Source organism: Pseudomonas sp. NY5710, assembly GCF_013305665.1.
In the GTDB taxonomy this organism is placed as follows: domain Bacteria; phylum Pseudomonadota; class Gammaproteobacteria; order Pseudomonadales; family Pseudomonadaceae; genus Aquipseudomonas; species Aquipseudomonas juntendi.
In genome coordinates this window covers 2897885-2921412 of the sequence record NZ_CP045554.1, presented here as the reverse complement: position 1 = coordinate 2921412, position 23528 = coordinate 2897885, and the positions used below count along the sequence as shown (strand labels likewise).

Here is a 23528-nt window from a genome sequence, read left to right as displayed (position 1 = left end):
GCGGTCGCCAGTCGTACCGCTAACTTTCATGAAAAAGGATGGTGGCGATGAAGATGATGACTCGATTGTTCACTGGCCTGGCACTGGCGGCCGCGCTGGGCAGTACGGCGGCATGGGCGGACCAGCCTGGTGCTGACTGGAAGGTGAGCAAAGACCAGGCGCAAGCGACGCTGAAGGGTGCTGGCTACACGCAAATCACCAAGATCGAAGCCGATGACGGCCATTGGGAAGGTGAGGGCATCAAAGCGGATGGCAAGCACTACGAGTTCAAGGTCGATCCGCGCGACGGCAAGATCGTCAAGGACGAACTGGATAACTGATCCAGAGCGGGTGTTGCTCACTGAGCGGCCCGTGCTTGAAGCACGGGTTTTTTTGCCGATTCATGCTCCGTTCTGCTGTGCAGTGGCCGGCCACTTTCTACCGCCGATGCACCCCGAATGAACATCGTATGACGAACGGGCTCTCATATTTAATGATTGAGCGAGGGCAGCGCCATGAGTATCGAACGCAGCATTCCCGAACTGGAAGCGTGGTACGCGCAGTACGATGACGTCAGTTACCGCAGCGAGTCGCCAGACGCCTACCATCATGAACTACTGCGCACCGCCGAGGCCCTGCGCGACGATGGCAGCCTCGACTGGGACGACTGGCTGGCGCTCAAGGCACTGGCCGACGAGGCTCATGTGCGAGCGCTGCAAGACGCAGTTCAGGCCCACGTGAATGACCCTGACGCATGAAAAAACTCCGGATCGCCACCTTCAACATCAATGGTATCGGCAGCCGCTTGCCCGCATTGCTGGAGTGGTTGAAGCGCGAACGGCCCGACATCGCCTGCCTGCAGGAATTGAAGGCCGCGGATCACAAGTTTCCGCGCCAGGAGATCGAGGCAGCGGGTTACGGCTGTGTTTACCAGGGTCAGCCCGCCTGGAACGGCGTGGCCATTCTGGCGCGTGGCAGCGACCCGCTGGAAGTGCGCCGTGGCCTGCCAGGCATGGAGGACGACACCCAGAGCCGTTATTTGGAAGCCGCGGCGCATGGGGTGCTGGTCGGGTGCTTGTACCTGCCCAACGGTAATCCGCAGCCTGGGCCGAAATTCGATTACAAGTTGCGCTGGTTCGAATGCCTGATCCAGCATGCGCAAACGCTGTATGCCAATGGGCACCCAGCGCTCCTGGCGGGTGATTTCAACGTGGTGCCCACGGACCTGGACATCTACGACACACGTTCCTGGCTCAAGGATGCCCTGTTGCAGCCAGAGTCCCGTGCCTGTTTCGAGCAACTGCTGACGCAAGGTTGGACGGATGCCGTTCGCCACCTGTACCCCGACGAGCGCGTGTACACCTTCTGGGATTACTTTCGCAATCACTGGGCGCGCAACGCCGGGCTGCGCATCGACCACCTGCTGCTCAACCGCCAGCTCGCCCCTTACCTGAAAGGGGCGGGAGTAGATGCCTGGGTGCGCAATGAGGCCAAGGCCAGCGATCACGCCCCTGTGTGGGTGGAATTGGGCGGCCGCCGCCGCAGCTGAGGCAACGGGCAAAGCGCTCTGCCTGGTGGCTACCGGAACAGGCGAGGCCCATGCCGGTAGCGCAGTCACGTAGTGCGTTACTTCTTGCCCGGCAGCACCGAGCTGAGCACCTGTTTGGCGGCCTGCACGATGACCCCAGCCTGGTCAGGGTCGCCCTTGAGCAGGCTGCTGGCGAAGTTCTTGGCCTGCTCCAACTTGATGTGCGGGGGCAGGGGAGGAACGTTCGGGTCGGTCTTGAACTCGATCAGTACTGGCCGGTCAGCCGCCAGCGCCCGCTCCCACGCGTCGGCGATATCCTCCTCTCGCTCCACGTAGATACCCTGCAGGCCGATGGAGATGGCGAACAGGTGGTAAGGCACATCAGGAATTGACTGTGAAGCCTCGAACTTCGGGTCGCCTTCCATGACCCGTTGCTCCCAGGTGACCTGGTTGAGGTCTTCGTTGTTGAACACGGCGCAGATCCACTGCGGGTTGTCCCATTGCTGCCAGTACTTGGCAACGGTAATCAGCTCGGCCAAGTTGCTCATCTGCATCGCGCCGTCACCTACCAGCGCGACCACGCCACGCTGCGGGTGGGCGAACTTGGCGGCGATGGCATAAGGTACCGCCGCGCCCATGCTCGCCAGGCCCCCTGACAACGAACACTGCATGCCTTGGCGCACCATGAGGTCGCGGGCATACCAATTGGCGCAGGAACCCGAATCGCTGGTGACAATGGCATGGGCGGGCAGGCGCGGGGAAAGTTCGTGCACGACCCGCTGCGGGTTGATAGGGTCTGCCTTGGCCATGGCCCGCTTGGCCAAGGTCTTGTCCCACTTGCCGCGCCAGCCTTCGACCTTGTGCCGCCAGCGCCGGTCGGCCTTGTGCTCCAGTAGCGGCAGCAGGGCCTGCAGTGTTTCGCTGGCATCTCCCACCAGGTTGACTTCCATCGGGTAGCGCAAGCTGAGCATGTCCGGCTGCAGGTCGATCTGCACGCCACGGGCCTGGCCTTCCTTGGGCATGAACTCGGCGTAGGGAAAGCCAGAGCCGATCATCAGCAAAGTGTCGCACTCGTTCATAAGCTGCGCACTGGGCTCGGTGCCTAGCAGGCCTATCGCCCCGGTGACCCACGGCAAATCGTCGGGCAATACCGCCTTGCCCAGCAGCGCCTTGGCCACGCCAGCACCCAGTGCTTCAGCCACCGCCATCACCTGTTCGCTGGCCTGCAGCGCGCCGGCGCCCACCAGTATCGCCACCTTGCGCCCCGCGTTCAGAACCTCGGCGGCGCGTTGCAGGTCGGCTGCGAAGGGCACCACCTTGGGCTTGCTGTAGCCAACGCCGGAGTGCACGGTGCCGTGGGCCCGCGGTGGGTCCTCATAAGGCAGGTCCTGCAAGTCGTTGGGGAGAATGACAGCGGTGACCCGGCGCTCGCCGACGGCCGTGCGCACCGCGCGGTCAAGCAGGTGCCGTACTTGCGCTGGGGTCGACGCCTGCTGCACGAAGGCCCCGGCAACGTCCTTGAACATCGACACCAGGTCCAGCTCCTGCTGATAGTGCCCGCCGAGCGCGGCGCGCGCCTGCTGGCCGACAATCGCCAGAACCGGCTGGTGATCCATGCGCGCGTCATACAAGCCCGTCAGCAGGTGCGAAGCGCCTGGGCCGGAAGTCGCGATGCACACGCCCAGTTCACCGGTGAACTTGGCGTGTGCACTGGCCATGAATGCGGCCATCTCCTCATGCCGTGCCTGCACGAACTGGATCTTGCCCTCAGCTCGCCGCAAGGCACCGAACACCCCGTTGATACCGACCCCGGGGTAGCCAAAGATACGCCGCACACCCCATTGGTACAGACGCTCCACCAGAAAGTCACCTACTGTGCTGCTCATCATGTTCTCCCTAGGCGTGATCGATAGGGGTCTGGACTGAGCAGCAGGCGGTAAAGTTTCAAGTGAGTGCGCGCGGGCCACCCGAGTGGGCGCATACCGCGCTACCGCCGGCTGGCTCAACCACCGGCGCCGCTGCCACCTGTGCCAGATCCGCCACCCTGGCCTGTTCCGGTGCCGTTCCCCGTCCCCCCACTACCCGAGCCGTGGGTGGTGCCATCTCCGCCTGTTTTATCCGTGTCGTTGCTGTCGGTACCGCCGGAGCCGGTGCCCATGCCATCGCTGGGTGTGCCGGACCCGGTCGCGCCGCCGTTGCCGTTCATGTGGCCGCTGTCATCCGTATGGGTAGCAGGGGCACGCTGGTCATTCATGTCCGTGGCGGCCAGGGCCAGCGGCGCACTGGCTCCAAGGCATAGCGCCAACAACAGCGTGTGGGGCTTGTAAGTTTTCATGGTGAGTCTCCATCGAGGTTGATCACCATTATTTGGTCCTGGTCAGCGCACCTTCCGTGCGTTGCTGCCGACGGATGGCGCAACGCTGGGTTCAACCATCGGACTGTTCCTCAGGCGGAACCTGGCCTTCCGGCCAATCGGGCGCCTGCTTCGGTGGCTTGGGTTCGGGTACCGGCTCGCCGGGGTTGTGGGGTATCTCGTCAACATAGGGGTCGGGATGAGAAGGGTCGATCATGCTGGTTCTCCGCTGGGTGAGTGAGCAAGGCGTTAGGCGGTGTCGCCACGTCGACCGTTCCATCCAATCTGCCCAAGGGTACAGAAACTGACGATTTGACGACGCTGTCGCTACGCCAGTGGGGCAATGCAAATCAAACTTTTACCAGCCTGCATGCTCTTCTGAATACACCTGACGCAGCTGAGGAGAAACTCATGAAACACACCGATGGCAAGACTGGCGACAAGGTTCCACGCCCCATTTCCTCGGACGAGGCACAACGTGGCGAGCAGGTGCCTGGCCATGTTTTGGAGAAACCCGACCCCAAGACCGAAACGGTAGACAAGGTGATTACGCCTACGTCCATCAAAGAGCAGGAAGCAGAGACCGAGGCCATCAAGCGGCAGTTGGCGCAGGTCGATGAAAAGGTGGGCAAAAGTTGAGCTGTTGATCGACTGAAGGTTGACGGCCGTGAGCCAGGGTTGCGCGGCAGCCCTGGCTGAACGCAAACAGCCTATGGCTGCAGATGCGTAAGGGCTCAGCCCGCTTCCATGGCTGTGTTTTTCTTCCAGCCGCGCAAGTTCATGCCGCACAGGCATACCTGCAGAATGATCAGTGCCCAGGCTTGTGCCTGCCAGCCCCATATCGCCCACAGCACATTGCTGCCAATGAAGCAACAGAACCCAAGCTTACGCCTGCCGGGCCGGCGTGAGCCAATACACCAGGCGGCCAACACTGTCAGGATCATGGCAGGCCATTCAAGCCAGTCGATCAAGTCGGTCATCAAAGCTACCCAAACACATGCATTTGATGGTGGGACCGCATTCTTTCTGGCGTGGTTCACAATACCTGACGGCCCGGGGCAGGCAGATTTATGGAACCTCTCAACCTGTGGGCTTGCCCATTTCCATGACTCAAGTGCTCAACCATCCTGATGAAAAGGAGCAGTTCAATGCCCACCGCAGCAGGCAAGATCCGCTATGGCGTAGTGGCCGGTGGTTCGATTTCCCAAGGTGCGTTCATGCCCGGCATCGGCCAGACCGACAACTCGGTAATCACTGCACTGGTCACCGGCGATGCGCAGAAGGCTACTCACCTGGCCGCCCACTATGGGCTCAAAGCCTATGCCTACGAGGAGTACACGACGCTGCTAAGCGCCGGTGAGGTGGACGCGGTATATGTCGCCACGCCTAATTTTCGCCATCGCGAGTTTGTGATCCCCGCACTGGAGGCCGGTATCCATGTGCTGCTGGAGAAGCCGATGGGCACCAGCGAGGCTGATTGCCAAGCGATGATCGAGGCGGCGCACCGCTCGGGGGCAAAGCTGATGATCGCCTACCGCTTGCACTGCGAGCCTGGCACGCTGGACATGATCGAGCGTGTGCATGCAGGCCATTTCGGCGACCCGCGGTTGTTTACCTCGACCTTCACCCAACGTGTCAAACCCGGCAACCACCGAGCCCATAACGGTTTTGCTGCCGGGCCGGTGCCTGATATGGGCCCTTATCCGCTGAACATGGCCCGCCAGTTGTTCAATGCCGAGCCGATCGAGGTCAGCGCAGTGGGGGTCCACTCGCCGGGCAGCACCCTGCACACCTGGGACACGGTCACTGTCAGCCTGCGCTTTCCCGAGGAGCGGCTGGCGCAGTTCACCATCAGCTACACGTTGCCAGACACGGAGCGCTTCCAGCTGTTGGGTACGGAAGGCGAGATCGAAGCTTCGCCTTGCTTCGGCTACGGGGAAGGGGTCGCTATCAGTTACCGTGCCACGATCGGTGGCGAAACGCGTGTGCACGTCAACCCGATTGTCGACCAGTTTGCCGGGGAGACCGCTTACTTCTCCGATTGCATTTTGCGCAATGAAATGCCGGAACCTGACGGTGAAGAAGGCTGGCGCGACGTGCGGGTGGTGGCGGCAATCGAGCGCGCCTTGCTGAGCGGCCAGCCGCAACGCCTGGAACCGTTGCCTGCGCGCCCGTTCGCCCGGCGGCGTGAGCAGCGTCGGGCGTTTTCGCTGGCAGATGCAGTGCCGATGATCAACACCGAAAACCCTACGGAATAAAGCCGGTGGCTGCGCGCCCTGGGAGGGCGCGCAGGCCAAGGTCATGCCGCTCGCTGTTCTTCCTTGAGCAGTTTCTTCTGCGCCTCCATGGCCAGCCCCATTTCCTCCAGCTCCTGCTTGCCCAAGAGCTTACGGGCAGTCGGGAACAGTTCGCTTTCCTCCTCCTCGATATGGTGCTCGAGCAGCTCCTTCATCACTTTGACCCGGCCGGCGAACTCCACGGTGCCGGTTTCGGTATGCAGCAAATCCGGAATGACCAGCGAGTCGACAGTGCGGTGTTCCTCTTTGGCCTCGTAATACATCTTGGCCTCTTCCTTGCCGCCGGCCTGCTTGATCGCCGGGTACAGGATCTCTTCTTCCAAGGCCGTGTGGATGTCGACCTCCTGCTTGATCCGGGCAAGCAGCTCTGCACGCTTCTTGACCGCGCGCTCGGTGGTCGAGGACAGTTCTTCGAGCAGTTTCTTCACCAGTTGGTGGTCCTGGATCAACAGTTCGATTGCGTTCATGGGGTACCCCTCATAGGCGGGAAAAAGTTCACGGTTGCGAAGTGTTGAGCCAGTGGCAAGCGGCAAGGTTCAATGCGGTTGATCAGCGAACCGGCGTGCTGAGCAGGGCAATGACCAAGTGGTCAAAAATTTCTGAATTTTCTCGCGTCGGTTTACTCCATTAGCCTGAATCGATGGAGGAGAGTCCAATGGCAGGGCAGCAGTTGTATGTGATCGAGTATGAGCTTCACGGTGAATTCCGCACCTTCATCATCCGCCTGGAGCGTATGGACAACGCCGAAGCCTGGCACTGGGCGAGCTGTGACGCAGGGGTGGGGATTATCCCCCGCTTTGGCCAGCACACGATCAAGAAGGTCAGCCGCCCCATGGCTGAGCGCTATGGCATCGGAAACGTGCGCTGGCGCGCCTCGGGCGATGGCCCTGAGTTCGTTGCGCAGCCCATTGATGTGAAGAAGTTCTCGAACGGCGGGCCGGGCAAAAGCTGATACCTGCCTGCACGCCGCCTGCCGTTGGTCCAGCTTCAGCAAGACCCGCTGAACTTCGTGGCGCGCTAAAGCTTCAGCTGATTAAGAGGCCGTTGTTCAAACCGGCCCTTTACCAGGAGAGCTGAGATGAATGAGCCGGTGACATATTTCTGGATCGCTGTGATGGTGATCATCCTGCTGGTCGATCTTTGGGCAATTGTCAGTGTCTTTCGTAGCGACAAGGCCGATGCAACCAAGGCGATGTGGGCCTTGCTACTGCTCGCGCTGCCAATTGTCGGCCTGGCCGTCTGGGGTATCTGGGGGCCACGGGGCATCAAGCGCGGTACCGGCCCCTCATCACCAGAACACAGTAAAGGATAAGCACCATGAGACCTTCCGAAAAAGACAAAACTGTCAAACAGGCCAAAACCACCGGCGAACAGGAGCGCGACAACGATGCCCAGCGGCCGGATGGCTCCGGGGGCACTTCGCATGACTCCACCGCCCAGAAGGAAGCGCGCGAGAAGGGTGTGCATAGCGCCTGAGGCGTGGGCTGTTTTGCAACCAATAACTCACCCCCTTCAGGAGCCGACCTGTGCCGCGCATAATCACCCCCACTACGCCGGAGCATGAGATCAGCGCGGACAACGCTCGTATGTTCGGCTCACCCAAGGAGCGGCTGGATTTCTATCGCGGTGAAATCCAGTATGAGACCAGTATTCTTGCCAACCGCACCGACGCCTACCTGGCCGCACAGTCATTTCTGGTGATCGCGTTCGTGTCATCGATGGGCAACCTCAACCAGAGCTGGGGCGAAATGTTCACCCTGGTGGTGCCGCCGTTTCTGGCCCTGCTTGGCATACTCAGCTCGCTAAATGCTTGGCCCGGTATCCGCGCGGCCTATCGGATCATCGAGCACTGGCAACTCAAACAAAGCCATTTGCTACGCAGCGAGCCGTTGATGGGCTTGGCCTATGACGAGTCGCCCCTGTTCAGTGAGACGGAAACATCACAGGCCGGGCACCGCAAGTCCCTGCTGTTCTCGCTGCGTACACCCTGGATATTCCTGGTGTTCTGGCTAATCCTGGGTGCCTACGCATTATTCATTCAGCTGGCCTGAGCAACGCCGACGCTAGCAACCCTCGGCTTAACGATGACCTGGTCCCCCTGTGCCAACGTCAGCGGCCAGGCCACTTGGCGCAGCACCTGGAACCAGTATGACCTTACGGCAGTTGTCACTTTTCTGATCGAACATCTTGTAGGCCGCGGCCGCCTCTTCCAGTGCCATGCGATGGGTCACGATCAGTTCGGGTTGCAGGCGCCCGTTCTCGATGTAGGTGAGCAGTTCGGGCAGGAACTTCTGCACATGTGTCTGGCCCATCTTGAAGGTCAGGCCTTTGTCGAAGGCATCGCCGAACATGAACCCGTGAACGTACCCGGCGTACACCCCTGGCACACTGACAATCCCCCCGCGGCGTACGGCGGCAATGCTCTGGCGCAGCGCCTTACCGTTACTGCCTTCGATCTTCAATGCGGTCAACACCGCTTCGGCGGTACTGCCCTTGGCTTCGAAACCCACTGCGTCAATCACTGCATCTACCCCGCGCATACCCGGGGTGTGGCGGATGATGCTGTCGGCCGGGTCGTCGTTTTCCTCGATGTTGATCGGCACGACGCCATAGGCGTCGCGGGCGAACGCCAGGCGGTGTTTGTTGGCATCGACCATGAAGATGGTTTCGGCGCCCAGCATGCGCGCGCACGCGGCACTCAGCAGCCCGACCGGCCCAGCACCGTAGATCGCCAGCGTCGAACCCTGACCCACCTGGGCGTTGGTCACCGCTTGCCAGGCGGTGGGCAGGATATCGGAAAGGAACAATACCTTGTCGTCGGGCAGCGACGTCGGCACCTTGAACGGGCCTACATTAGCCTTCGGCACGCGCACATACTCGGCTTGGCCGCCCGGCACGCCACCGTACAGGTGGCTGTAACCGAAAAGGGCGGCGCCGGGTGGTATGCCTTTTTTGTTGAGGGTGGCGCCGTGGCCGCGGTTGGTGGTCTCGCAGGCGGCGAATTGGTCGAGCTGGCAGAAGAAGCAGCTACCACACGCGATCACGAACGGGATCACCACGCGGTCACCGGCCTGCAGGTGGGTCACTCCGGGCCCGGTTTCTTCGACGATACCCATGAATTCGTGGCCGAAAATGTCGCCAGGTTCGGTCTGCGGGATCCTGCCGTGGTACAGGTGCAAGTCAGAGCCGCAAATGGCCGTGGCGGTGACTCGCAAGATGACGTCGTCCTCGTGCTTGAGGACAGGATCCGGAACATTGTCGACACGAACGTCCTGTGACCCGTGGTAAGTCAGTGCTCTCATGGATACGACTCCTGCGGTGGCTGCTTTCAAGATGGTCCATGCCAGGGAACTCGGCAAGTCGGCAATGTTCAGAAACGGCGATTTATTGGCAAATTCGGTGGGCCTCATGCGCCGGTAGCGCAGGCCCGGCAACGCTGCTGTCTGCATTGAGCAATCTGCCCGCTGTCGTTGTCCAGATTGGACCTGCATCGGTAATGATCGAGGAGTTTTCCGTGAGCAGTAAAAAGGCCCGCGTCAGTAACCAGGCTTCAGGGGATATTTCCGAGCTGCCCCACGACATGTTCTTCGCGGCCGTGGAAACTACGCGGATGCCCATGATCGTCACCGACCCCAACCGTGACGATAACCCCATCATTTTCGCCAACCGGGCGTTCCTCGACATGACCGGCTATGAGCTGGCAGAGATCCACGGGCGCAATTGCCGGTTCCTGCAAGGCCCGGAAACCGATACCGAGGTGGTGGCAACCTTGCGAGATAGCATCGAGCGGCGTGTGGATATCGCCACGGAAATTCTCAATTACCGCAAGGATGGCTCCAGCTTCTGGAACGCGCTGTTCATCTCGCCGATCTTCAACGAGCGCGGCGACCTGATCTATCACTTTGCCTCGCAGCTGGACGTCAGCCGCCGTCGCGATGCCGAGGACGCCTTGCGCCAGGCCCAGAAAATGGAGGCGCTGGGCCAACTCACAGGCGGTATCGCCCATGATTTCAATAACCTGTTGCAGGTGATGGGTGGGTACTTGGGTCTGATTGCCAACGAAGCCGACAAGACCCAGGTCGACCTGAATCGCATCCGGCGCAGTGTGGGGCACGCGCAGACGGCGGTGGAGCGCGCCAGCACGCTGACCAAGCAATTGCTGGCCTTTGCCCGCAAGCAGAAACTGCATGGGCGCGTGCTCAACCTCAACCACCTGGTCGAAGACCTGCGGCCCATGATGGAACGGACCTTCGGCGCCGATGTGCTGGTGGAGTTCGATTTCGAGGCCAACCTGCGCAATTGTCGCATCGACCCCACGCAGGCCGAGGTGGCACTACTCAATATCTTCATGAACGCGCGCGACGCGCTGATAGGGCGCAAGCGCCCGCACGTGTTCATTGAAACCCGCAATGTGCTGGTCACCGACATCAATCATTCCTTCGACGGCCTTTTGCCCGGCAACTATGTCAGCCTGTCCGTGACCGACAATGGCATTGGCATGCCGGCCAGCATCCGTGACCGGGTCATGGACCCGTTCTTCACCACCAAGGAAGAGGGCAAGGGCTCGGGGCTGGGCCTGTCGATGGTTTACGGCTTCGCCAGGCAATCAGGTGGGGCTGCACGCATCTACACCGAGGAGGGGGAAGGCACGACCCTGCGCCTCTACTTCCCGGTCGACGATGCCAAGATCGTCCAGCAGCCCGCCGTGAAGACCGTCGAACGCAGTGGCGGCTCAGAACGTATTCTGATCGTCGAAGACCGGCCGGATGTGGCAGAGCTGGCAAAAATGGTGCTCGAGGATTACGGCTACGCTGCCGACATGGTGCTCAATGCGCGGGAAGCGTTGAAGCTCATACAGGCCGGCGAGCGCTACGACCTGCTGTTCACCGACCTGATCATGCCAGGCGGCATGAACGGCGTCATGCTTGCCCGGGAGGTGCGCCGGTTGCAACCGCAGATCAAGGTATTGCTCACGACTGGCTATGCCGAAAATTCGATCGAGCGCACCGACATCGGCGGCTCGGAGTTCGAGGTGATATCCAAGCCTTGCCAGCCCCATGACCTCGCCCGCCGGGTCCGGCAGGTGCTGGATGGGCCAACCGGCGTTACTTGAGCCGCCGCCAACGGCTGCACCCTACCAGTAATTGAATTGTTTGCAGCTGCTTGCGGTCCAACCCATTGCGTTAGCGTAATAGTCTCTGTACACCTTCATGTACAGCCTGGTCCGTGACCTGTACCCAGCGTCATATGTCGGTGAGCAGCGGCTACCGAGATTGCCAGGATTATGAGGCTCCCACAGAGGTGGATAATGAATAAAGAAGGGGTTGCCGCACAGTCGGCATTGAATGCCCGTTCTGAATTACTCTCTATTGCAGATGATTCCTCGGAAAAATTGCGGCTTGTTCTGCAGGCGGCCGCTGTAGTGGGTACTTGGGTCTGGGATATCCCCAACGACCGGGTAACGGCAGATGAGCGCTTCTCCCGGTCGTTCGGGATCTCTGCCCAGCTATGTAAGGCAGGCATTCCGCTGGCTGAAGCTTTTACGGCGATCTATCCCGATGACCGTGAACGTGTGCACCGCGATATTCAGGACGCGGTGGCCCGCGGCGGGGCATTCCGCTGTGAATATCGGGTCCGCAACGAGGAGGGTATCTACCACTGGATCGAGGCCAACGGGCATGCTGAACTGGACGCCGCCGGGCGGGCCGTACGCTTTCCGGGGGTGCTCATGGACATCGAGGCGCGCAGGGCGGCAGAGGCGGAGCGCGATCGAGTTTCGGCTTTGCTGCGTACGTTCACTGCCGCCGTGCCGGGTGTGGTGTACGCCAAGGACCTCGACGGCAGGATGCTCATCGCCAACCACGGCGCGACGCAGCTGATCGGCAAACCGCCCGAATTCTACCTGGGCAAGACCGACCTGGAATTTCTGGAAGACAAAGACCAGGCGCGTCAAGTGATGGAAACGGACCGGCAGGTCATGCGCAGCGGCAAGACTGTGCAGGTTGAAGAGCGGGTCGACATGCCTGACGGCTCGGCAACGACCTGGTTGTCGGTAAAGGCCCCGCTTGTGGATGAAGCCGGGCAGATCATCGGCCTGATCGGCTCTTCCATTGATGTATCCGCCCGCAAGCAGGCAGAGGCTGAACTGCTGGACCTTAACCGCACGCTGGAGAAGCGGGTCAGCGAAGCGGTTGCTGCGCGTGAGGCGGCACAGGAGGCACTGCGCCAGTCGCAGAAAATGGAGGCTATAGGTCAGCTCACCGGTGGCATCGCCCACGATTTCAACAACCTGCTGGCCGGCATCATTGGCAGCCTCGACCTTGCCCGGATGCGCGGCAAGGCTGGGCGGACTGCGGACGTTGAGCGGTACCTCGACGTCGCGCACCGGGCCGCGCAGAAAGCCGCTGCGTTGACGCATCGGTTACTGGCGTTCTCTCGTCGGCAGCCCCTGCTGCCGGTGCGCACCGATGTCAATGAGCTGGTCGATGGCCTGAAGGACCTTATCAGTCGCACCGTCGGCCCGTCGATTGCCCTCAAGGTCAAGCTGAACGCGCAGTCGGCCACGTGCCTGGTTGACCCGGTACAGGTCGAGAACTCCCTGTTGAACCTGTGCATCAATGCGCGGGATGCCCTTGCGCAGAAGCCTGGCAAGATCACGATCGCCACGATCAACCACACCTTGGTAGCCGGCCCTGGGCTGGATGCCGAACTGCAGCCAGGCGAATACTTGACCATCAGCGTCACCGACAACGGCACGGGCATGTCTGCAGATACGCTAGCCAAGGCGTGCGAGCCGTTCTTCACCACAAAGTCGATAGGTGAGGGCACTGGGCTGGGCTTGTCGATGGTCTATGGCTTTGCCAAGCAGTCGGGTGGCCAGGTGCGGATCAGCTCCGAGAAGGGGGTGGGGACGCGGGTTGAATTGTCGCTGCCGGCAGAAAGGGGCCAGCCGCAGTTGGCGGGCCGTGCAGCACTTGACCATAGTCTGTGTGGCCGGTGGTCTGACCGTACTGTGTTGATCGTTGATGATGAGCCTTCTGTGCGCCTGTTCGTCAGTGATGTGCTGGGCGGGTTGGGCTGTACAGTCATCGAGGCGGCTGATAGCCAGGCGGGCTTGCAGCTGCTGTCCTCGGACACGCGCATTGATTTGCTGGTGACTGACATTGGGCTGCCTGGCGGCATAGATGGCCGTGAGATGGCGGCGGCCGGCTGCCAGATTCGCCAGGGGCTGCCCGTGATTTTCATGACCGGCTACACAAACCCCACACTGTTCGAACATGAGCTGTTGCGTGACCCCTCGGCTTTATTGACCAAGCCTTTCGCCGTTGACGAGTTGATTGGCAGGGTCCATGCGATGCTTGGCGCGAAGCCTGGGGGTGAAACCGGGTCGAAGACCTAGCCGGCCGACAACCGCTGCTACCCACCCCTGGTGGATACGCTTCAGGCGCGCTCCCCTCGAAGCCAGCGTTGATGGTAGTGAGCGAGGCGGGTTAGACCGAACAAGGCCCCTTGCCGCATGACCTCGGCGCGCTCGCCGAAGAATCGTTGGGTGCGGGTAAAAACGCCCACCGGTTCGCCAGCGAAGGCCCAGGCAAAGCATAGCGTGCCTGGCGGTATCCCAGATTCGGCGCCGGGGCCTGCCACACCAGTCGTGGCGATCACGGCGTTGGCCTGGCTGTCGCGTAAGGCGCCCAAGGCCATTTCCCAGGCAACGGCTTCGCTGGTCAGGCCATAGCGCTCGATGGTTTCGGCGCTCACGCCAAGCAAGCGCTTCTTGGCGCTAGGGGAGTAGACTACATAGCCACTTTCCAGAACCTCGCCCGTGCCGGGCACAGCAGCCAACAACGCGACCATGCACCCAGCTGTGCATGACTCAGCGGTGGTGAGGATCAAGTGGTTGTCTTCAAGGTAGCCGAGCGCGGCCATCACCGGGTCTGTTGCCATGGCAGAGCGACTCATTGTGGTGTGGCAGTAGACGCACATCCAAGGCCATTGGTTCAGCGCAATGGGCCACACTGCTGTCGAAGCAGGGCTCGCCTGCTGGCGAGCCCTGTGCAGTCAAAGAATCGGTTTACCGCCAGTGACGGCATAGCGCGACCCGCTGATGTAGCTGGCTTCGTCAGACGCCAGCAGCACGTAGATCGGCGCAACCTCCACGGGTTGCCCAGGGCGCCCCATGGGGTAGCCGGAGCCGAAGTTCCTGACCGCCTCATCCGGCATGGTCGCCGGAATCAACGGGGTCCAGATGGGCCCTGGGGCTACGCTGTTCACGCGAATACCCTTTTTGCCCAGCAACTGCGCCAGGCCCGCCGTGAAGTTGGCGATGGCACCTTTGGTCGCCGCATACGGCAGCAGGCTGGGGGATGGGTCGTCGGAGTTGACCGAACTGGTATTGATGATCGAGCTGCCCTTGGGCATGGAAGGCAGCGCCGCCTTGCAGATGCGGAAAATGGCGGTGATGTTGATATCGAAGGTTTTCACCCATTCATCATCGTCAATGTCCTCCAGGGTTTCGTGGGCCATCTGGAACGCTGCATTGTTCACCAGGATATCGATGCGGCCAAACCGCTCGACGGTCTTGGCCACGATGGCCTGGCAGTGTTGCTTGTGCGCCAGGTCACCAGGCAGCAGCAGGCATTGGCGGCCTGCAGCCTCGACCCAGCGTGCGGTTTCCTGCGCATCCTCATGCTCATCGAGGTAGCCGATGGCAACGTCTGCACCTTCACGGGCATAGGCGATAGCCACAGCCCGGCCGATGCCACTGTCGGCCCCTGTGATCAGGGCGATCTTGCCTGTGAGCCGGCCATGGCCGGTATAGGACTGCTCGCCGCAATCCGGGTATGGCTCCATCTTGCGCTGCGTACCAGGAACGCTTTGCGGTTGAGACGGGAACGGCGGGGTAGGGTAGTCGCGCATGGTAAAAGCTCCTGCAGTTGAGAACGCTCATACCGGTTCGAGGAGGCTGGTACGCACGCGTTGGTTCCAATGCGCCGATCAAGCGACGAGCGGTGCCACCGCCCCGTGAAACGGGCGCTGATCGCTTCGCGCTCCGCTCAGAAGCTTTCCAGCACGATCTTGCCTCGGGCCTTGCCGCTCTCGATGACGGCGTGCGCACGCCTGAGGTTCTCGGCATTGATTGCACCGAAGTGCTCGCCCAGGGTTGTCCGCAGAACCCCCTCATCGACCAGGCTGGAGACACGTTCGAGCAGATCGTGTTGCTTGATCATGTCGTGGGTCTGGTACAGCGAGCGGGTGAACATCAGCTCCCAGTGCAACGACAGTGACTTGCGTTTGAGGGGCACGACATCCAGCTGCGCCGGATCGTCGATCAGCGCCAGCTTGCCTTGTGGGCGAAGCACCTCGATCAACTGGTCCAGGTACGCGTCGGTGTGCGTCAGGCTGATCACATAATCGACAGACTCGAGGTCATGGGTTGCAAGCTGAGGGGCAAGCGGCCGGGTGTGGTCGATGACATGGTCCGCACCCAAGTCCTCGATCCACTTTTGGCTTTCAGCCCTTGACGCGGTACCGATCACCGTCAATTGCGTAAGCTTGCTGGCAAGCTGGATCAGGATGGAGCCCACCCCGCCGGCAGCGCCGACCACCAGCAGGCTTTGCCCTTGGCCAGCCTGCTCCTCGATGCCCAGGCGGTCGAACAGCAACTCCCAAGCGGTGATGGAGGTCAGCGGCAACGCCGCAGCATCGGCGTTATCCAGGCTACGAGGCTTGTGCCCGACGATACGCTCGTCGACAACATGCAGCTCGCTGTAGCTGCCGGGGCGATCGATGGCGCCCGCGTAGAACACCTCATCCCCGGGCTTGAACAGGGTCACTTCACTGCCCACCTCGCGCACGATGCCGACGGTGTCCCAGCCAAGCACTTGTGGCTGCTCGCCACCACGGCTTGCCCGTATTTTCGTATCGACAGGGTTTACCGCAATGGCCTTGACCTCGACCAACAGGTCCCTGGCACCCGCCAGGGGAGCGGGCAATTCGGTGTCATAGAGCGACTGTGGGTTTTGAATGGGTAAACCGGGCTGGCTATAAACGACGGCTTTCATGAGCTGTATCCAGAGAGGAAAGAACATGGGTGCAGGCTATGCGTTTCAATTCACTGAAAAAATAGCCTGCATGAAACAAGACTTTATCTGCAGGAATGAAAATGGGCTGATGCCTCGCGATTGGAAAGTCGATTTGCACGTGGCCGGAGCGGAGCCGGGCAGGACTCTGCCTTTTGATGTGGGCGAATAGATAATGTGCTGATAGCGATCAAAGCGAATAATCAATCGAAAATAGCTTTCCACGGGGTGTTTTTAGGCAGCACATTTCCCCTTGCGCGCATCATTATATTGACCAGCATGTTGCCTGACCCGGGCAGCGGGCTTGAGGGCGTGAACCTCACCCCAATCGAACATCCCAAAAGGAAAGCCATCGTGCACCAAGTTAAATATGACCTGTCCGAAGCCCAGACCAGCCTTGAGTACATCCTGGAACAAGTCATCTATGGCACGGTGGTTGTCATCGTCCGCAATGGTATTGAAATTGCCCGGGTTACAGCGGTGGAAGGGTTGAGCGATCGTGCTACGCGGCTCATGGTCAGCCCGTACGAACTGTAACCACCGCGGGTGGGCGCCTGCTGTGAACAGCGCCTTACTCACCGGCCAAACAAGGGAAGTGCCGCTGCGACGCCTCGTCATGTTATGCACCGCGTCCTGTGTTTACGGCGTACAGTGACCAGTGATGATCAGCCCTGCGCTTAAGCGGTGAGTCGAGCACTGGCGCACGGAAATGGATTACGGCTATCGTAGGGAGGCGGTAAGCGAACCGCCTTCGCTATGGGTGGAGGCTGGGCGCGTTCCTGCACACTACAAAGGGAACCCTATGCAGCAGCTACCTACGGACGAAACAATCCGTGCAGCCTTGAATCGAACCCATGCACGCCTGCACCGCCAACACGAACTGGTCGTCGAATTTGGCGTGGTGTCGCTGCAAGTCACGGAGCTTGATCACTTGCTGACGCGGGCCTGTGAGGTCGTTGCCGAGGGCATGAACACACGCTATGCCAAGATCCTCCAACCTGAATTGGACGGCGATGGCTTCGTCTTGTCCCATGGGGTTGGTTGGGACCCGGCAGACATCGGCAGAGCTACCGTGGGAGGGGACGAGGCCAGCCCGGCGGGGTATGCGCTGGCAACTTACAGGCCAGTACTGTCGAATCATCTTGGCATGGAAAATCGGTTCCGCACCCCTGAGCTGCTGAAAAAATATGGTATCGAGCGAGCGATCAACGTACCAATCCGCGGTGTGCTTGGGCCATTCGGCGTACTCGAGGCCGACAGCAGCAACGGCGAGGATTTCGTTGAAAGCGACCTGGTGTTTCTGGAGGGCATTGCCACCGTCATTTCACTCGCCGCTGAACGCATTGCCGCAGGGAGCGAGGTGCATCACCCTGACCCTTATTCCGAGACAATCCTCAACGCCAGCCCTGATTGGGTGGAGATCATGTCTGCCGATGGCCACATCGAGTTCATGAACGAAGCTGGGTTGACGTTAATGAATGCCCGCGCCGCTGAGGTTGTAGACCAGCGCTGGCATGAGCTATGGCCAGAGGAATCCAGGTCACTGGTATGGGAGGCGCTCGGCAAAGTCGGCGCAGGTGAGACCATGCGGTTCGAGGCGTACTGCCCTCTATCGCCCGCTGAGCCGAAATGGTGGGATGTGACGGTGGCGCCGATCATGGCCGTGGATGGTCAGGTTGAACGGGTGATCGCCGTGTCGCGGGACATCACCGCACGTCATCAGTACGAGGCCCAACTGCTGTCACTGATCGAGGCGCAGAACACCCGGCAAGACCGCAGCGACCTCTACCTGGAGGAGATTCATCATCGGGTCAGGAACAGCCTGCATCTGGTGAACACATTATTGCTGTTGCAGGCAAACCTGGCAGCTGACGCGGCGGTCAAGCTGCAGCTCGAAACAGCGGCTGGTCGGGTAGTCACCATTGCCAGTGTTCACGAGCGGCTGTACCAGGCCGCTGAAGACCAGGGCGTGCATGCTGCAGATTACCTGAACGCATTGCTCGAGGATTTGGGCAAGGCCTTGGCAGACCGCAAAATCTTGCTGGAGGCCGATGATTTCGTTCTGCCGCCCGAACGAATGGCGCCCCTGGGCCTGGTCATCTCCGAGCTGATCACCAACGCGCTCAAGTACGGCAAAGGCACCATTGACGTGCTGGTCAAGCATGCAGGCGACCATGCATTGCTCACCGTTCGCGATGAAGGCGATGGCTTCCCGGACAACTACCCCAAGCCGACGGGCACCGGCCTGGGTATGCGCCTGGTCAAAAGCTACTCTGGTTATGGTAGCGCCGCGGTGAGCGTTGACCGCCAGGATAGCAAGAGCTGTATTCATGTCCGCTTCAAGCTTTAGCCTCGCCGGCTTGGGCAGCCTGCCTTATCGACTGCGCAAGGTGTCCAGTGCCGGCGACCAGACGCCGTGGCCACAACGTGCGCAGCAGCGCGTATCTTCAGCCTCATGGTAGGTTGGAAAGCCGCAGCCCACGCAGCTGTATAGCCCGGCCGCGGGTGGGGATCTGTATTCCGGGCGGTGTTCGGCAGGCAGCACTGACAAGCCCGGCCGGGTGTCCTCGGCAGTGTAGAAATACAGGCTGAGGTCGCCATCGGTCTCCAGCAGGCCCAAGCGGACTTGCCCCAGATGCTCTACGCCTTGTTGGCGCAGCTCCATGAACAGTTCATTGGCTGAAATGTTCAGGTTGCGCAGCGAATGGACCTCGTACATCCCGTCCTTGACCACGGTGATGGGCAGGCCATCAATCCACGCCTCGCAGGTTTTGCTTCGTTTCATGAGGTAGATGGTGCCGCGGTACAGCAGCAGCAGCGACATGAACACCAGGGCTACCGGCAGAAGCGGCACATCCTCATAAAACGTCACATCGCCCGCCGCAGACCCCAGCGTCAGAATCACTACCAGTTCAAAGCGTGACAGCTGCTTGATCCCACGGCGCCCGCTGAACTTGAGAAAATAAAAAACGGCCATGAAAGCCGCTAATACCCGGACGGCGACCTCCAACAGGAAGGTTAATGGGAATTCGCCTAGCAACATCCTGTGCAGATCAAACGCGACCATACTTGTCTTTTCCCTGCCGTTTAGCCTTTGTGTGAGCCGAATCACGCCTGGCACACGCTAAATGGCAGGTGGGGTACCCGCCATCAGGTAGCAGTGCCAGAAGTCTGTTAGCAATTCGACCGCGGGAAACATCGCAATGCTCCGCACACGGCTGCCCGACAGTTGTTGAGGCGGGTTTTTGACCTTATTCTCTGGCCCCCAGTTTCGCCCATCGGCGGTAGGCCGCTTTCAAGCTGGCAGGCAAGCTGGGTGGCTTTTTGCCGATAGGCATACGTGCAAGGTCAGTTTGCTTGATCTGCGTTAGCCACGCGATCAGCACTGGGCGTGTAGTGGGGCAAGGGCCTACTTGCTGCTCGAGAGCATCGGCGATGGGACCGAGTGATTCGATGTAGTGGTCGAGTTTGGCGAGTGGGTCATCCATGCTATTGAACCTCTATCGGTTGCGCAGCAGCGGCGCTGTTGCCATTGCACAAAGCGTAGGGCAGGTTGGCAGGCTCATGGAAATGGCGCTCAAATCAGCATGCCCAGCCACATCGCCGCCAGTATGCCGAGCTGCGCCGGCACCAGGTAACGCGCGAAGTCGTAGCCACCGTTGCTGAACGCCAACACGCATTTGCTCAGCGTGTTGCCCGTCAGTGCCATCATGCCTGGTACCTGAAGATCAGTCACCTGCAGCCGGCCCGCGACCACCAGCGCGGCCGCCGACGCTGTGGCGGCGTGGGCATCGCCCAGACCGCTGAGGAACGCTGCGATGCTCGCGCCGCTGTGGCCCAGGTGCTCCAGCAGAAAGGCCGAGAGCAACGCGATACCGGTGAGGGCAAGGGTGATGATGAGCGCTGTCCATAAACTGAAGGCACCAGCGCTGGGGCTCACAGCCGGGCTGCTGGAAATGGCCCGCCAAGGGGCCAGCAGCGTCAGGCCGTAAGCGGCGGTAACCAGGGCGCCGAGGCCGAGCGCGGGCAGAAAAGGGCCGAGCAGGTGGTGGTCGATGACGCTGAGCACCAAGGCGAACTGCGTGACTGTCGCCAGGTTGGACAAAACCGCCGCCGCCGCGATGGGCCGCACCGCTGCGCGCTGGCGCCTGGCGTCATGGGCCAGCAGGGCGATGGTCGCCGAACCGGACGCGAAGCCAGATGCGATCGCGCTCAATGGCAGGCCGTAGCGGGTGCCCACCAGGCGCATGGCGATATGGCCCATGGCGCCAACCGCCATCAGCAGGACCACCAGGGTACAGAGCGTGCGTGGGTTGAGCACGTGGTAGGGGCCCAGCAGGCGGTCCGGAGTCAGTGGCAGTACCACCAGGGCCACCGTCAGCAACGTCAGGCCATTGCGCAGTTCATGCTCACTCAGTTGCTGCAATACGAAATGATGCAACTCGCGGCGCAGGGCCAGCAAGACGGTCGAGACCACCCCTGCCGCAGCGGCAAGTTCGGGCTCGGCAACGCTTGACGCACCCAGGGCAAGCACCAGCAACAGGGCGATCTGGCCGGTGACATCTGGCGTTGCCGCGGGTGCGTTGCGCCACTGCAGGTAGAGCAGCAGCCCCAGGCCAAGGCTGCTGATCCCGACCAGCATCGGGCCGCCCAGCCGCTTGCTGATGTAACCGAGCAACGCCGTGATGGCGAAGGTCCTGAGCCCGGCGGCGGCCTGTTCCTCATCGCCACGTTTCTTGCGCTCCCGCTCCAGGCCAACCAGCATGCCGATGCCCAGCGCCACGGCGCCGTGGCCGACATTCAGCGTATCGAGCATGGCACGTTCAGGGCTCGCAGGCACTCATTGCCTGGCTCGCCTTTTTCCAGGGCCATCAGGGCCGGCATGTCGAGTATTTCCACCAGCCTGCCGTGCAGGTTGACGATACCTTGCGCGCGCAGGCGGGCGACCGCTCGGCACACCGTTTCCAGGCGCAGGCCCAGGTACGAAGCCATGTCCTCGCGCGACATGCGCAACAGGAAGCCGTGGGCAGAGTAGCCGCGGTTGACGAACCGCCTGGACAGCCCGATCAGCAAGTTGGCCAGGCGCTGCTCGGCGGTCAGGTTGCACAGCATCAACACGCGCTCATGCTCTCGGACGATCTCCCGGCTCATCAAGCGGTTCAGGCTTTGCTGCAATACCGGAAAGTCGCGTGCCAGCGTTTGCAAGCGCCGGTATGGGATGGGGCAGACTTCGCTGTCCTCCAGGGCGATGGCGTCACAGACATGGTGGTCGGTGGCGATGGCATCCAGCCCCAGCACGTCACCCGGCATCCAGAAATTGATCACCACCCCTTGCCCATCGGCGGTATTGAGGCTGGTCTTGAAACTGCCACAACGCACGGCATATAGCGTGGTGAGCGGATCATGGGCGTTGAACAACGAGGCGCCCTTGCGCATGCGCAAGCGCGGCCCGATCAGTGCGCCAAGGCAGCTGTTGTCATACAGGGGCAGGCCGGTGGGCAGGCACAGGCCGCTGACCCGGCATTCACTGCACAGCGTGGTCAATGGTTTCAGGTGAACCGGCGGGCAAGCTGGCGGTTCCAGCGGTTTACAGTTCGGTTGACCCTGCATGCTCATGCCTCCCTTGCCCATTGCTTATCCGCCTGGCCAGTGACGCCTGTATGCGCAGACCAGCTGGCGAGCATGTGCGGCGAATGGCGTGCGTTGAGGCGGGCGTTGAGCCGGTCGACGAACTGTTGGGCTTCAGCGAGCGTGCTGAAACGTACCTGCCAACTGTCCATGTGGACCCAGTAGCGGTTGTCTTCGGTGTTGGTGGCGATAAACACGTTCATAGGGGTCTCCAAAGCCTGTACTGGCAAGGAACCACTGCTGCTTGCAACTGGCCGACAAGGTCTGACGGATTAGGGCGTTGCGGTGGGGTTAGGTTGCGCCTGTCATCCGGCAACAGTTTGATCTGTGTCAAATAACCTCGGTGTGACGGATGCCGTTGGTCCGTGAGCGGGTCGGTTGACAAACGTCAAGTCTGCCAAGCACGGCTGAACGATGCTGCGAGCAAGTCACGCAACCGTTGAGGTGTGCCATGCAAACCCCGCAAAGACTGCTGTTGATAGCGTCGCCGCTGATGCGCCGAACCCCCGTCTACGACCGCGCCGCCGCGCTGGCCAAGGCCAAGGGCATGGCGCTGCATATTGTGGCGTTCGACTATGTGGAAGGCCTTGCGACCGCAGGCCTGGTCAATGAACAGGCACTGGCCGCGATGCGCGAAGGCTATGTGCAGCAGCACCGCGACTGGCTTGAAGCCCAAGCGCAACCGATGCGCCGCACCGGTCTCACCGTGACCACCGAAGTGCTGTGGGTGCAGCACCCGCTCAACGAGATTCTGGTGCACCTGCGCGAACAGCCCTTCGCCATGCTGATCAAGGCCTTCGAGCATGAGCCTTGGTGGGCACGCGCCATGTTCACTTCCCTGGATATACAACTGCTGCGCGAAACCCGCGTCCCGCTGCACCTGGTGCACAAGGCCAGCCATGCGTTGCCGCGCAGGATCCTGGCAGCTGTGGACCTGTCCAGGCCAGAGGATCAGATCGAAGGTTTCAATGACCAGATCATCAGCGAGGCGCTGAAACTGGCCTTGCAGTGCGATGCGCAAATCGAGTTGCTGTATGCCTACGATCTGGGCTCGATGTACCTGGACGCCGACGGTAGTCGGGAACACGCGTTTGTGTTCGATTCCAACTTGGCGCACACACTGCATGAAGCCCAGAGCGATGCCTTCCAGGCACTTGCCGAGCGCAACGGCATAGCGGTCGAGCACCGCCATATGCGCATTGGTGACCCTGCCAAGGCGCTGGCCCTGTTCATGGACAACCATGACACCGATGTGCTGGTGATGGGCAGTTATCACCACCGTGGTATCGGCTGGTTCATCGGCAGTACTGCCGAACGGGTACTGCACCGCTTGTCGTCCAGTGTGCTGGTGATCTCGCCCAAGCGCTCCCAGGGGTGACGTGGCAGTTGTCAAAGGGCTGCACGACAACACCTGGGGTGCGCTGGCACGGGCACTGTTCGCGACCTTCAATGGAGGCTGCCTGCCCGCAATGCCATAATGACAGCGGCTGGTGGGCGGCAGCCTCATGTTTGGGGTCGGCTGGGGGATCGCTGGCATCTGCCCGGGCCCGGCACTGGTGCTGCTGATTGGCGGCTACTGGCAGGCTTGGCTGTTCGTGGCGGCCATGCTCGTGGGCATGCTGGTATTCAGCGCCGTGGAAGCTTCACGCCGCTGAATTGACAGG

The 23528-nt window shown here is 61.1% G+C and carries 28 protein-coding genes and 1 pseudogene; 16 read left to right on the top strand and 13 right to left on the bottom strand.

Annotated elements, in window-relative coordinates:
• The first annotated feature begins 47 nt into the window (after positions 1-47).
• The 3 genes from GEV39_RS13190 (at position 48) to xth (ending at position 1528) form a co-directional block, all read left to right on the top strand.
• A complete protein-coding gene (locus GEV39_RS13190) occupies positions 48-320 on the top strand; it encodes a PepSY domain-containing protein (protein WP_173889568.1) in 273 nt (90 codons plus the stop codon).
• A 174-nt stretch (positions 321-494) separates the two neighbouring features.
• The gene (locus GEV39_RS13185; protein ID WP_173889567.1) at positions 495-737 is read left to right on the top strand and encodes a hypothetical protein; all 243 of its coding nucleotides are present in this window, start codon (positions 495-497) and stop codon (positions 735-737) included.
• Complete coding sequence (xth, locus tag GEV39_RS13180; RefSeq protein WP_173889565.1) at positions 734-1528, top strand: exodeoxyribonuclease III; 795 nt, start codon at positions 734-736, stop codon at positions 1526-1528. The genes GEV39_RS13185 and xth overlap by 4 nt, the downstream gene beginning before the upstream one ends.
• Before the next feature lie 77 nt (positions 1529-1605).
• On the opposite strand, the gene GEV39_RS13175 is transcribed toward xth, so the two are convergent.
• The 3 genes from GEV39_RS13175 to GEV39_RS13165 form a co-directional block, all read right to left on the bottom strand.
• Positions 1606-3393 (bottom strand): thiamine pyrophosphate-requiring protein, encoded by a 1788-nt coding sequence (locus tag GEV39_RS13175; protein WP_173889563.1) that lies wholly within the window; start codon positions 3391-3393, stop codon positions 1606-1608.
• Positions 3394-3509: 116 nt separating this feature from the next.
• Positions 3510-3842, bottom strand: coding sequence for a hypothetical protein (locus GEV39_RS13170; RefSeq protein WP_173889561.1), 333 nt, complete (start codon positions 3840-3842; stop codon positions 3510-3512).
• 91 nt (positions 3843-3933) lie between these two features.
• Positions 3934-4077: a hypothetical protein gene (locus GEV39_RS13165; RefSeq protein WP_173889559.1), complete on the bottom strand. Its 144-nt coding sequence runs from the start codon at positions 4075-4077 to the stop codon at positions 3934-3936.
• Between the two features lie 194 nt (positions 4078-4271).
• Here GEV39_RS13165 and GEV39_RS13160 point away from each other — a divergent pair, with 194 nt between their 5' ends.
• Positions 4272-4499 carry a hypothetical protein gene (locus GEV39_RS13160; RefSeq protein WP_173889557.1) on the top strand — a complete coding sequence of 76 codons (228 nt, stop codon included), beginning with the start codon at positions 4272-4274 and terminating at the stop codon, positions 4497-4499.
• A gap of 95 nt (positions 4500-4594) precedes the next feature.
• Here GEV39_RS13160 and GEV39_RS13155 read toward each other — a convergent pair whose 3' ends face one another.
• Complete coding sequence (locus tag GEV39_RS13155) at positions 4595-4840, bottom strand: hypothetical protein (RefSeq protein WP_173889556.1); 246 nt, start codon at positions 4838-4840, stop codon at positions 4595-4597.
• 168 nt (positions 4841-5008) lie between these two features.
• Here GEV39_RS13155 and GEV39_RS13150 point away from each other — a divergent pair, with 168 nt between their 5' ends.
• A complete protein-coding gene (locus tag GEV39_RS13150; RefSeq protein ID WP_173889554.1) occupies positions 5009-6118 on the top strand; it encodes a Gfo/Idh/MocA family protein in 1110 nt (369 codons plus the stop codon).
• Between the two features lie 41 nt (positions 6119-6159).
• Here the strand turns inward: GEV39_RS13150 and GEV39_RS13145 are convergent, their stop codons facing one another.
• Positions 6160-6624: a PA2171 family ribosome-binding persister protein gene (locus GEV39_RS13145; protein ID WP_009685522.1), complete on the bottom strand. Its 465-nt coding sequence runs from the start codon at positions 6622-6624 to the stop codon at positions 6160-6162.
• 188 nt (positions 6625-6812) lie between these two features.
• On the opposite strand from GEV39_RS13145, the gene GEV39_RS13140 reads away from it, so the two are divergent.
• From GEV39_RS13140 to GEV39_RS13125, 4 genes are all read left to right on the top strand, one after another.
• Entirely contained in the window at positions 6813-7109 is a 297-nt protein-coding gene (locus tag GEV39_RS13140; RefSeq protein ID WP_173889552.1) for a DUF6555 family protein, read from the top strand.
• Between the two features lie 126 nt (positions 7110-7235).
• Positions 7236-7469 (top strand): PLDc N-terminal domain-containing protein, encoded by a 234-nt coding sequence (locus tag GEV39_RS13135; protein WP_173889550.1) that lies wholly within the window; start codon positions 7236-7238, stop codon positions 7467-7469.
• A gap of 5 nt (positions 7470-7474) precedes the next feature.
• On the top strand, positions 7475-7633 hold the full coding sequence (locus GEV39_RS13130; protein ID WP_173889548.1) for a hypothetical protein: 159 nt from the start codon (positions 7475-7477) through the stop codon (positions 7631-7633).
• Between the two features lie 50 nt (positions 7634-7683).
• A complete protein-coding gene (locus GEV39_RS13125) occupies positions 7684-8208 on the top strand; it encodes a hypothetical protein (protein WP_173889547.1) in 525 nt (174 codons plus the stop codon).
• A 27-nt stretch (positions 8209-8235) separates the two neighbouring features.
• Here GEV39_RS13125 and GEV39_RS13120 read toward each other — a convergent pair whose 3' ends face one another.
• The gene (locus tag GEV39_RS13120; RefSeq protein ID WP_173889545.1) at positions 8236-9459 is read right to left on the bottom strand and encodes a zinc-dependent alcohol dehydrogenase; all 1224 of its coding nucleotides are present in this window, start codon (positions 9457-9459) and stop codon (positions 8236-8238) included.
• A gap of 212 nt (positions 9460-9671) precedes the next feature.
• On the opposite strand from GEV39_RS13120, the gene GEV39_RS13115 reads away from it, so the two are divergent.
• Both GEV39_RS13115 and GEV39_RS13110 read left to right on the top strand, forming a co-directional pair.
• Complete coding sequence (locus GEV39_RS13115) at positions 9672-11270, top strand: histidine kinase famiy protein (RefSeq protein WP_173889543.1); 1599 nt, start codon at positions 9672-9674, stop codon at positions 11268-11270.
• A 195-nt stretch (positions 11271-11465) separates the two neighbouring features.
• A complete protein-coding gene (locus GEV39_RS13110) occupies positions 11466-13556 on the top strand; it encodes a hybrid sensor histidine kinase/response regulator (protein ID WP_173889541.1) in 2091 nt (696 codons plus the stop codon).
• 41 nt (positions 13557-13597) lie between these two features.
• Here GEV39_RS13110 and GEV39_RS13105 read toward each other — a convergent pair whose 3' ends face one another.
• The 3 genes from GEV39_RS13105 to GEV39_RS13095 all read right to left on the bottom strand — a co-directional run bounded on the left by GEV39_RS13105 (position 13598) and on the right by GEV39_RS13095 (position 16218).
• Positions 13598-14101, bottom strand: coding sequence for a CinA family protein (locus GEV39_RS13105; RefSeq protein WP_173889539.1), 504 nt, complete (start codon positions 14099-14101; stop codon positions 13598-13600).
• A 114-nt stretch (positions 14102-14215) separates the two neighbouring features.
• Positions 14216-15073 (bottom strand): SDR family oxidoreductase, encoded by an 858-nt coding sequence (locus tag GEV39_RS13100; RefSeq protein ID WP_173889537.1) that lies wholly within the window; start codon positions 15071-15073, stop codon positions 14216-14218.
• Positions 15074-15210: 137 nt separating this feature from the next.
• On the bottom strand, positions 15211-16218 hold the full coding sequence (locus GEV39_RS13095; RefSeq protein ID WP_173889535.1) for a zinc-binding alcohol dehydrogenase family protein: 1008 nt from the start codon (positions 16216-16218) through the stop codon (positions 15211-15213).
• Between the two features lie 25 nt (positions 16219-16243).
• On the opposite strand from GEV39_RS13095, the gene GEV39_RS13090 reads away from it, so the two are divergent.
• The 3 genes from GEV39_RS13090 (at position 16244) to GEV39_RS13080 (ending at position 18586) form a co-directional block, all read left to right on the top strand.
• Positions 16244-16408 carry a hypothetical protein gene (locus GEV39_RS13090; protein ID WP_173889533.1) on the top strand — a complete coding sequence of 55 codons (165 nt, stop codon included), beginning with the start codon at positions 16244-16246 and terminating at the stop codon, positions 16406-16408.
• 5 nt (positions 16409-16413) lie between these two features.
• Positions 16414-16773 carry a hypothetical protein gene (locus tag GEV39_RS13085; protein WP_173889532.1) on the top strand — a complete coding sequence of 120 codons (360 nt, stop codon included), beginning with the start codon at positions 16414-16416 and terminating at the stop codon, positions 16771-16773.
• Between the two features lie 265 nt (positions 16774-17038).
• Complete coding sequence (locus tag GEV39_RS13080; RefSeq protein WP_173891706.1) at positions 17039-18586, top strand: sensor histidine kinase; 1548 nt, start codon at positions 17039-17041, stop codon at positions 18584-18586.
• A gap of 24 nt (positions 18587-18610) precedes the next feature.
• Here GEV39_RS13080 and GEV39_RS13075 read toward each other — a convergent pair whose 3' ends face one another.
• From GEV39_RS13075 to GEV39_RS13060, 4 genes are all read right to left on the bottom strand, one after another.
• A complete protein-coding gene (locus tag GEV39_RS13075; protein WP_173889530.1) occupies positions 18611-19303 on the bottom strand; it encodes a DUF421 domain-containing protein in 693 nt (230 codons plus the stop codon).
• Positions 19304-19813: 510 nt separating this feature from the next.
• Positions 19814-21052 (bottom strand): MgtC/SapB family protein, encoded by a 1239-nt coding sequence (locus tag GEV39_RS13070; RefSeq protein ID WP_173889528.1) that lies wholly within the window; start codon positions 21050-21052, stop codon positions 19814-19816.
• Entirely contained in the window at positions 21037-21846 is an 810-nt protein-coding gene (locus GEV39_RS13065) for a helix-turn-helix domain-containing protein (protein WP_249414273.1), read from the bottom strand. Before GEV39_RS13065 ends, GEV39_RS13070 begins: the two co-directional genes overlap by 16 nt.
• A gap of 2 nt (positions 21847-21848) precedes the next feature.
• Positions 21849-22067 (bottom strand): hypothetical protein, encoded by a 219-nt coding sequence (locus GEV39_RS13060; RefSeq protein ID WP_173889524.1) that lies wholly within the window; start codon positions 22065-22067, stop codon positions 21849-21851.
• Between the two features lie 248 nt (positions 22068-22315).
• On the opposite strand from GEV39_RS13060, the gene GEV39_RS13055 reads away from it, so the two are divergent.
• A complete protein-coding gene (locus GEV39_RS13055; RefSeq protein ID WP_173889522.1) occupies positions 22316-23242 on the top strand; it encodes a universal stress protein in 927 nt (308 codons plus the stop codon).
• Positions 23243-23345: 103 nt separating this feature from the next.
• A pseudogene (locus GEV39_RS13050) lies at positions 23346-23519 on the top strand (DUF6691 family protein); the annotation flags it as partial.
• Between the last annotated feature and the right edge of the window lie 9 nt (positions 23520-23528).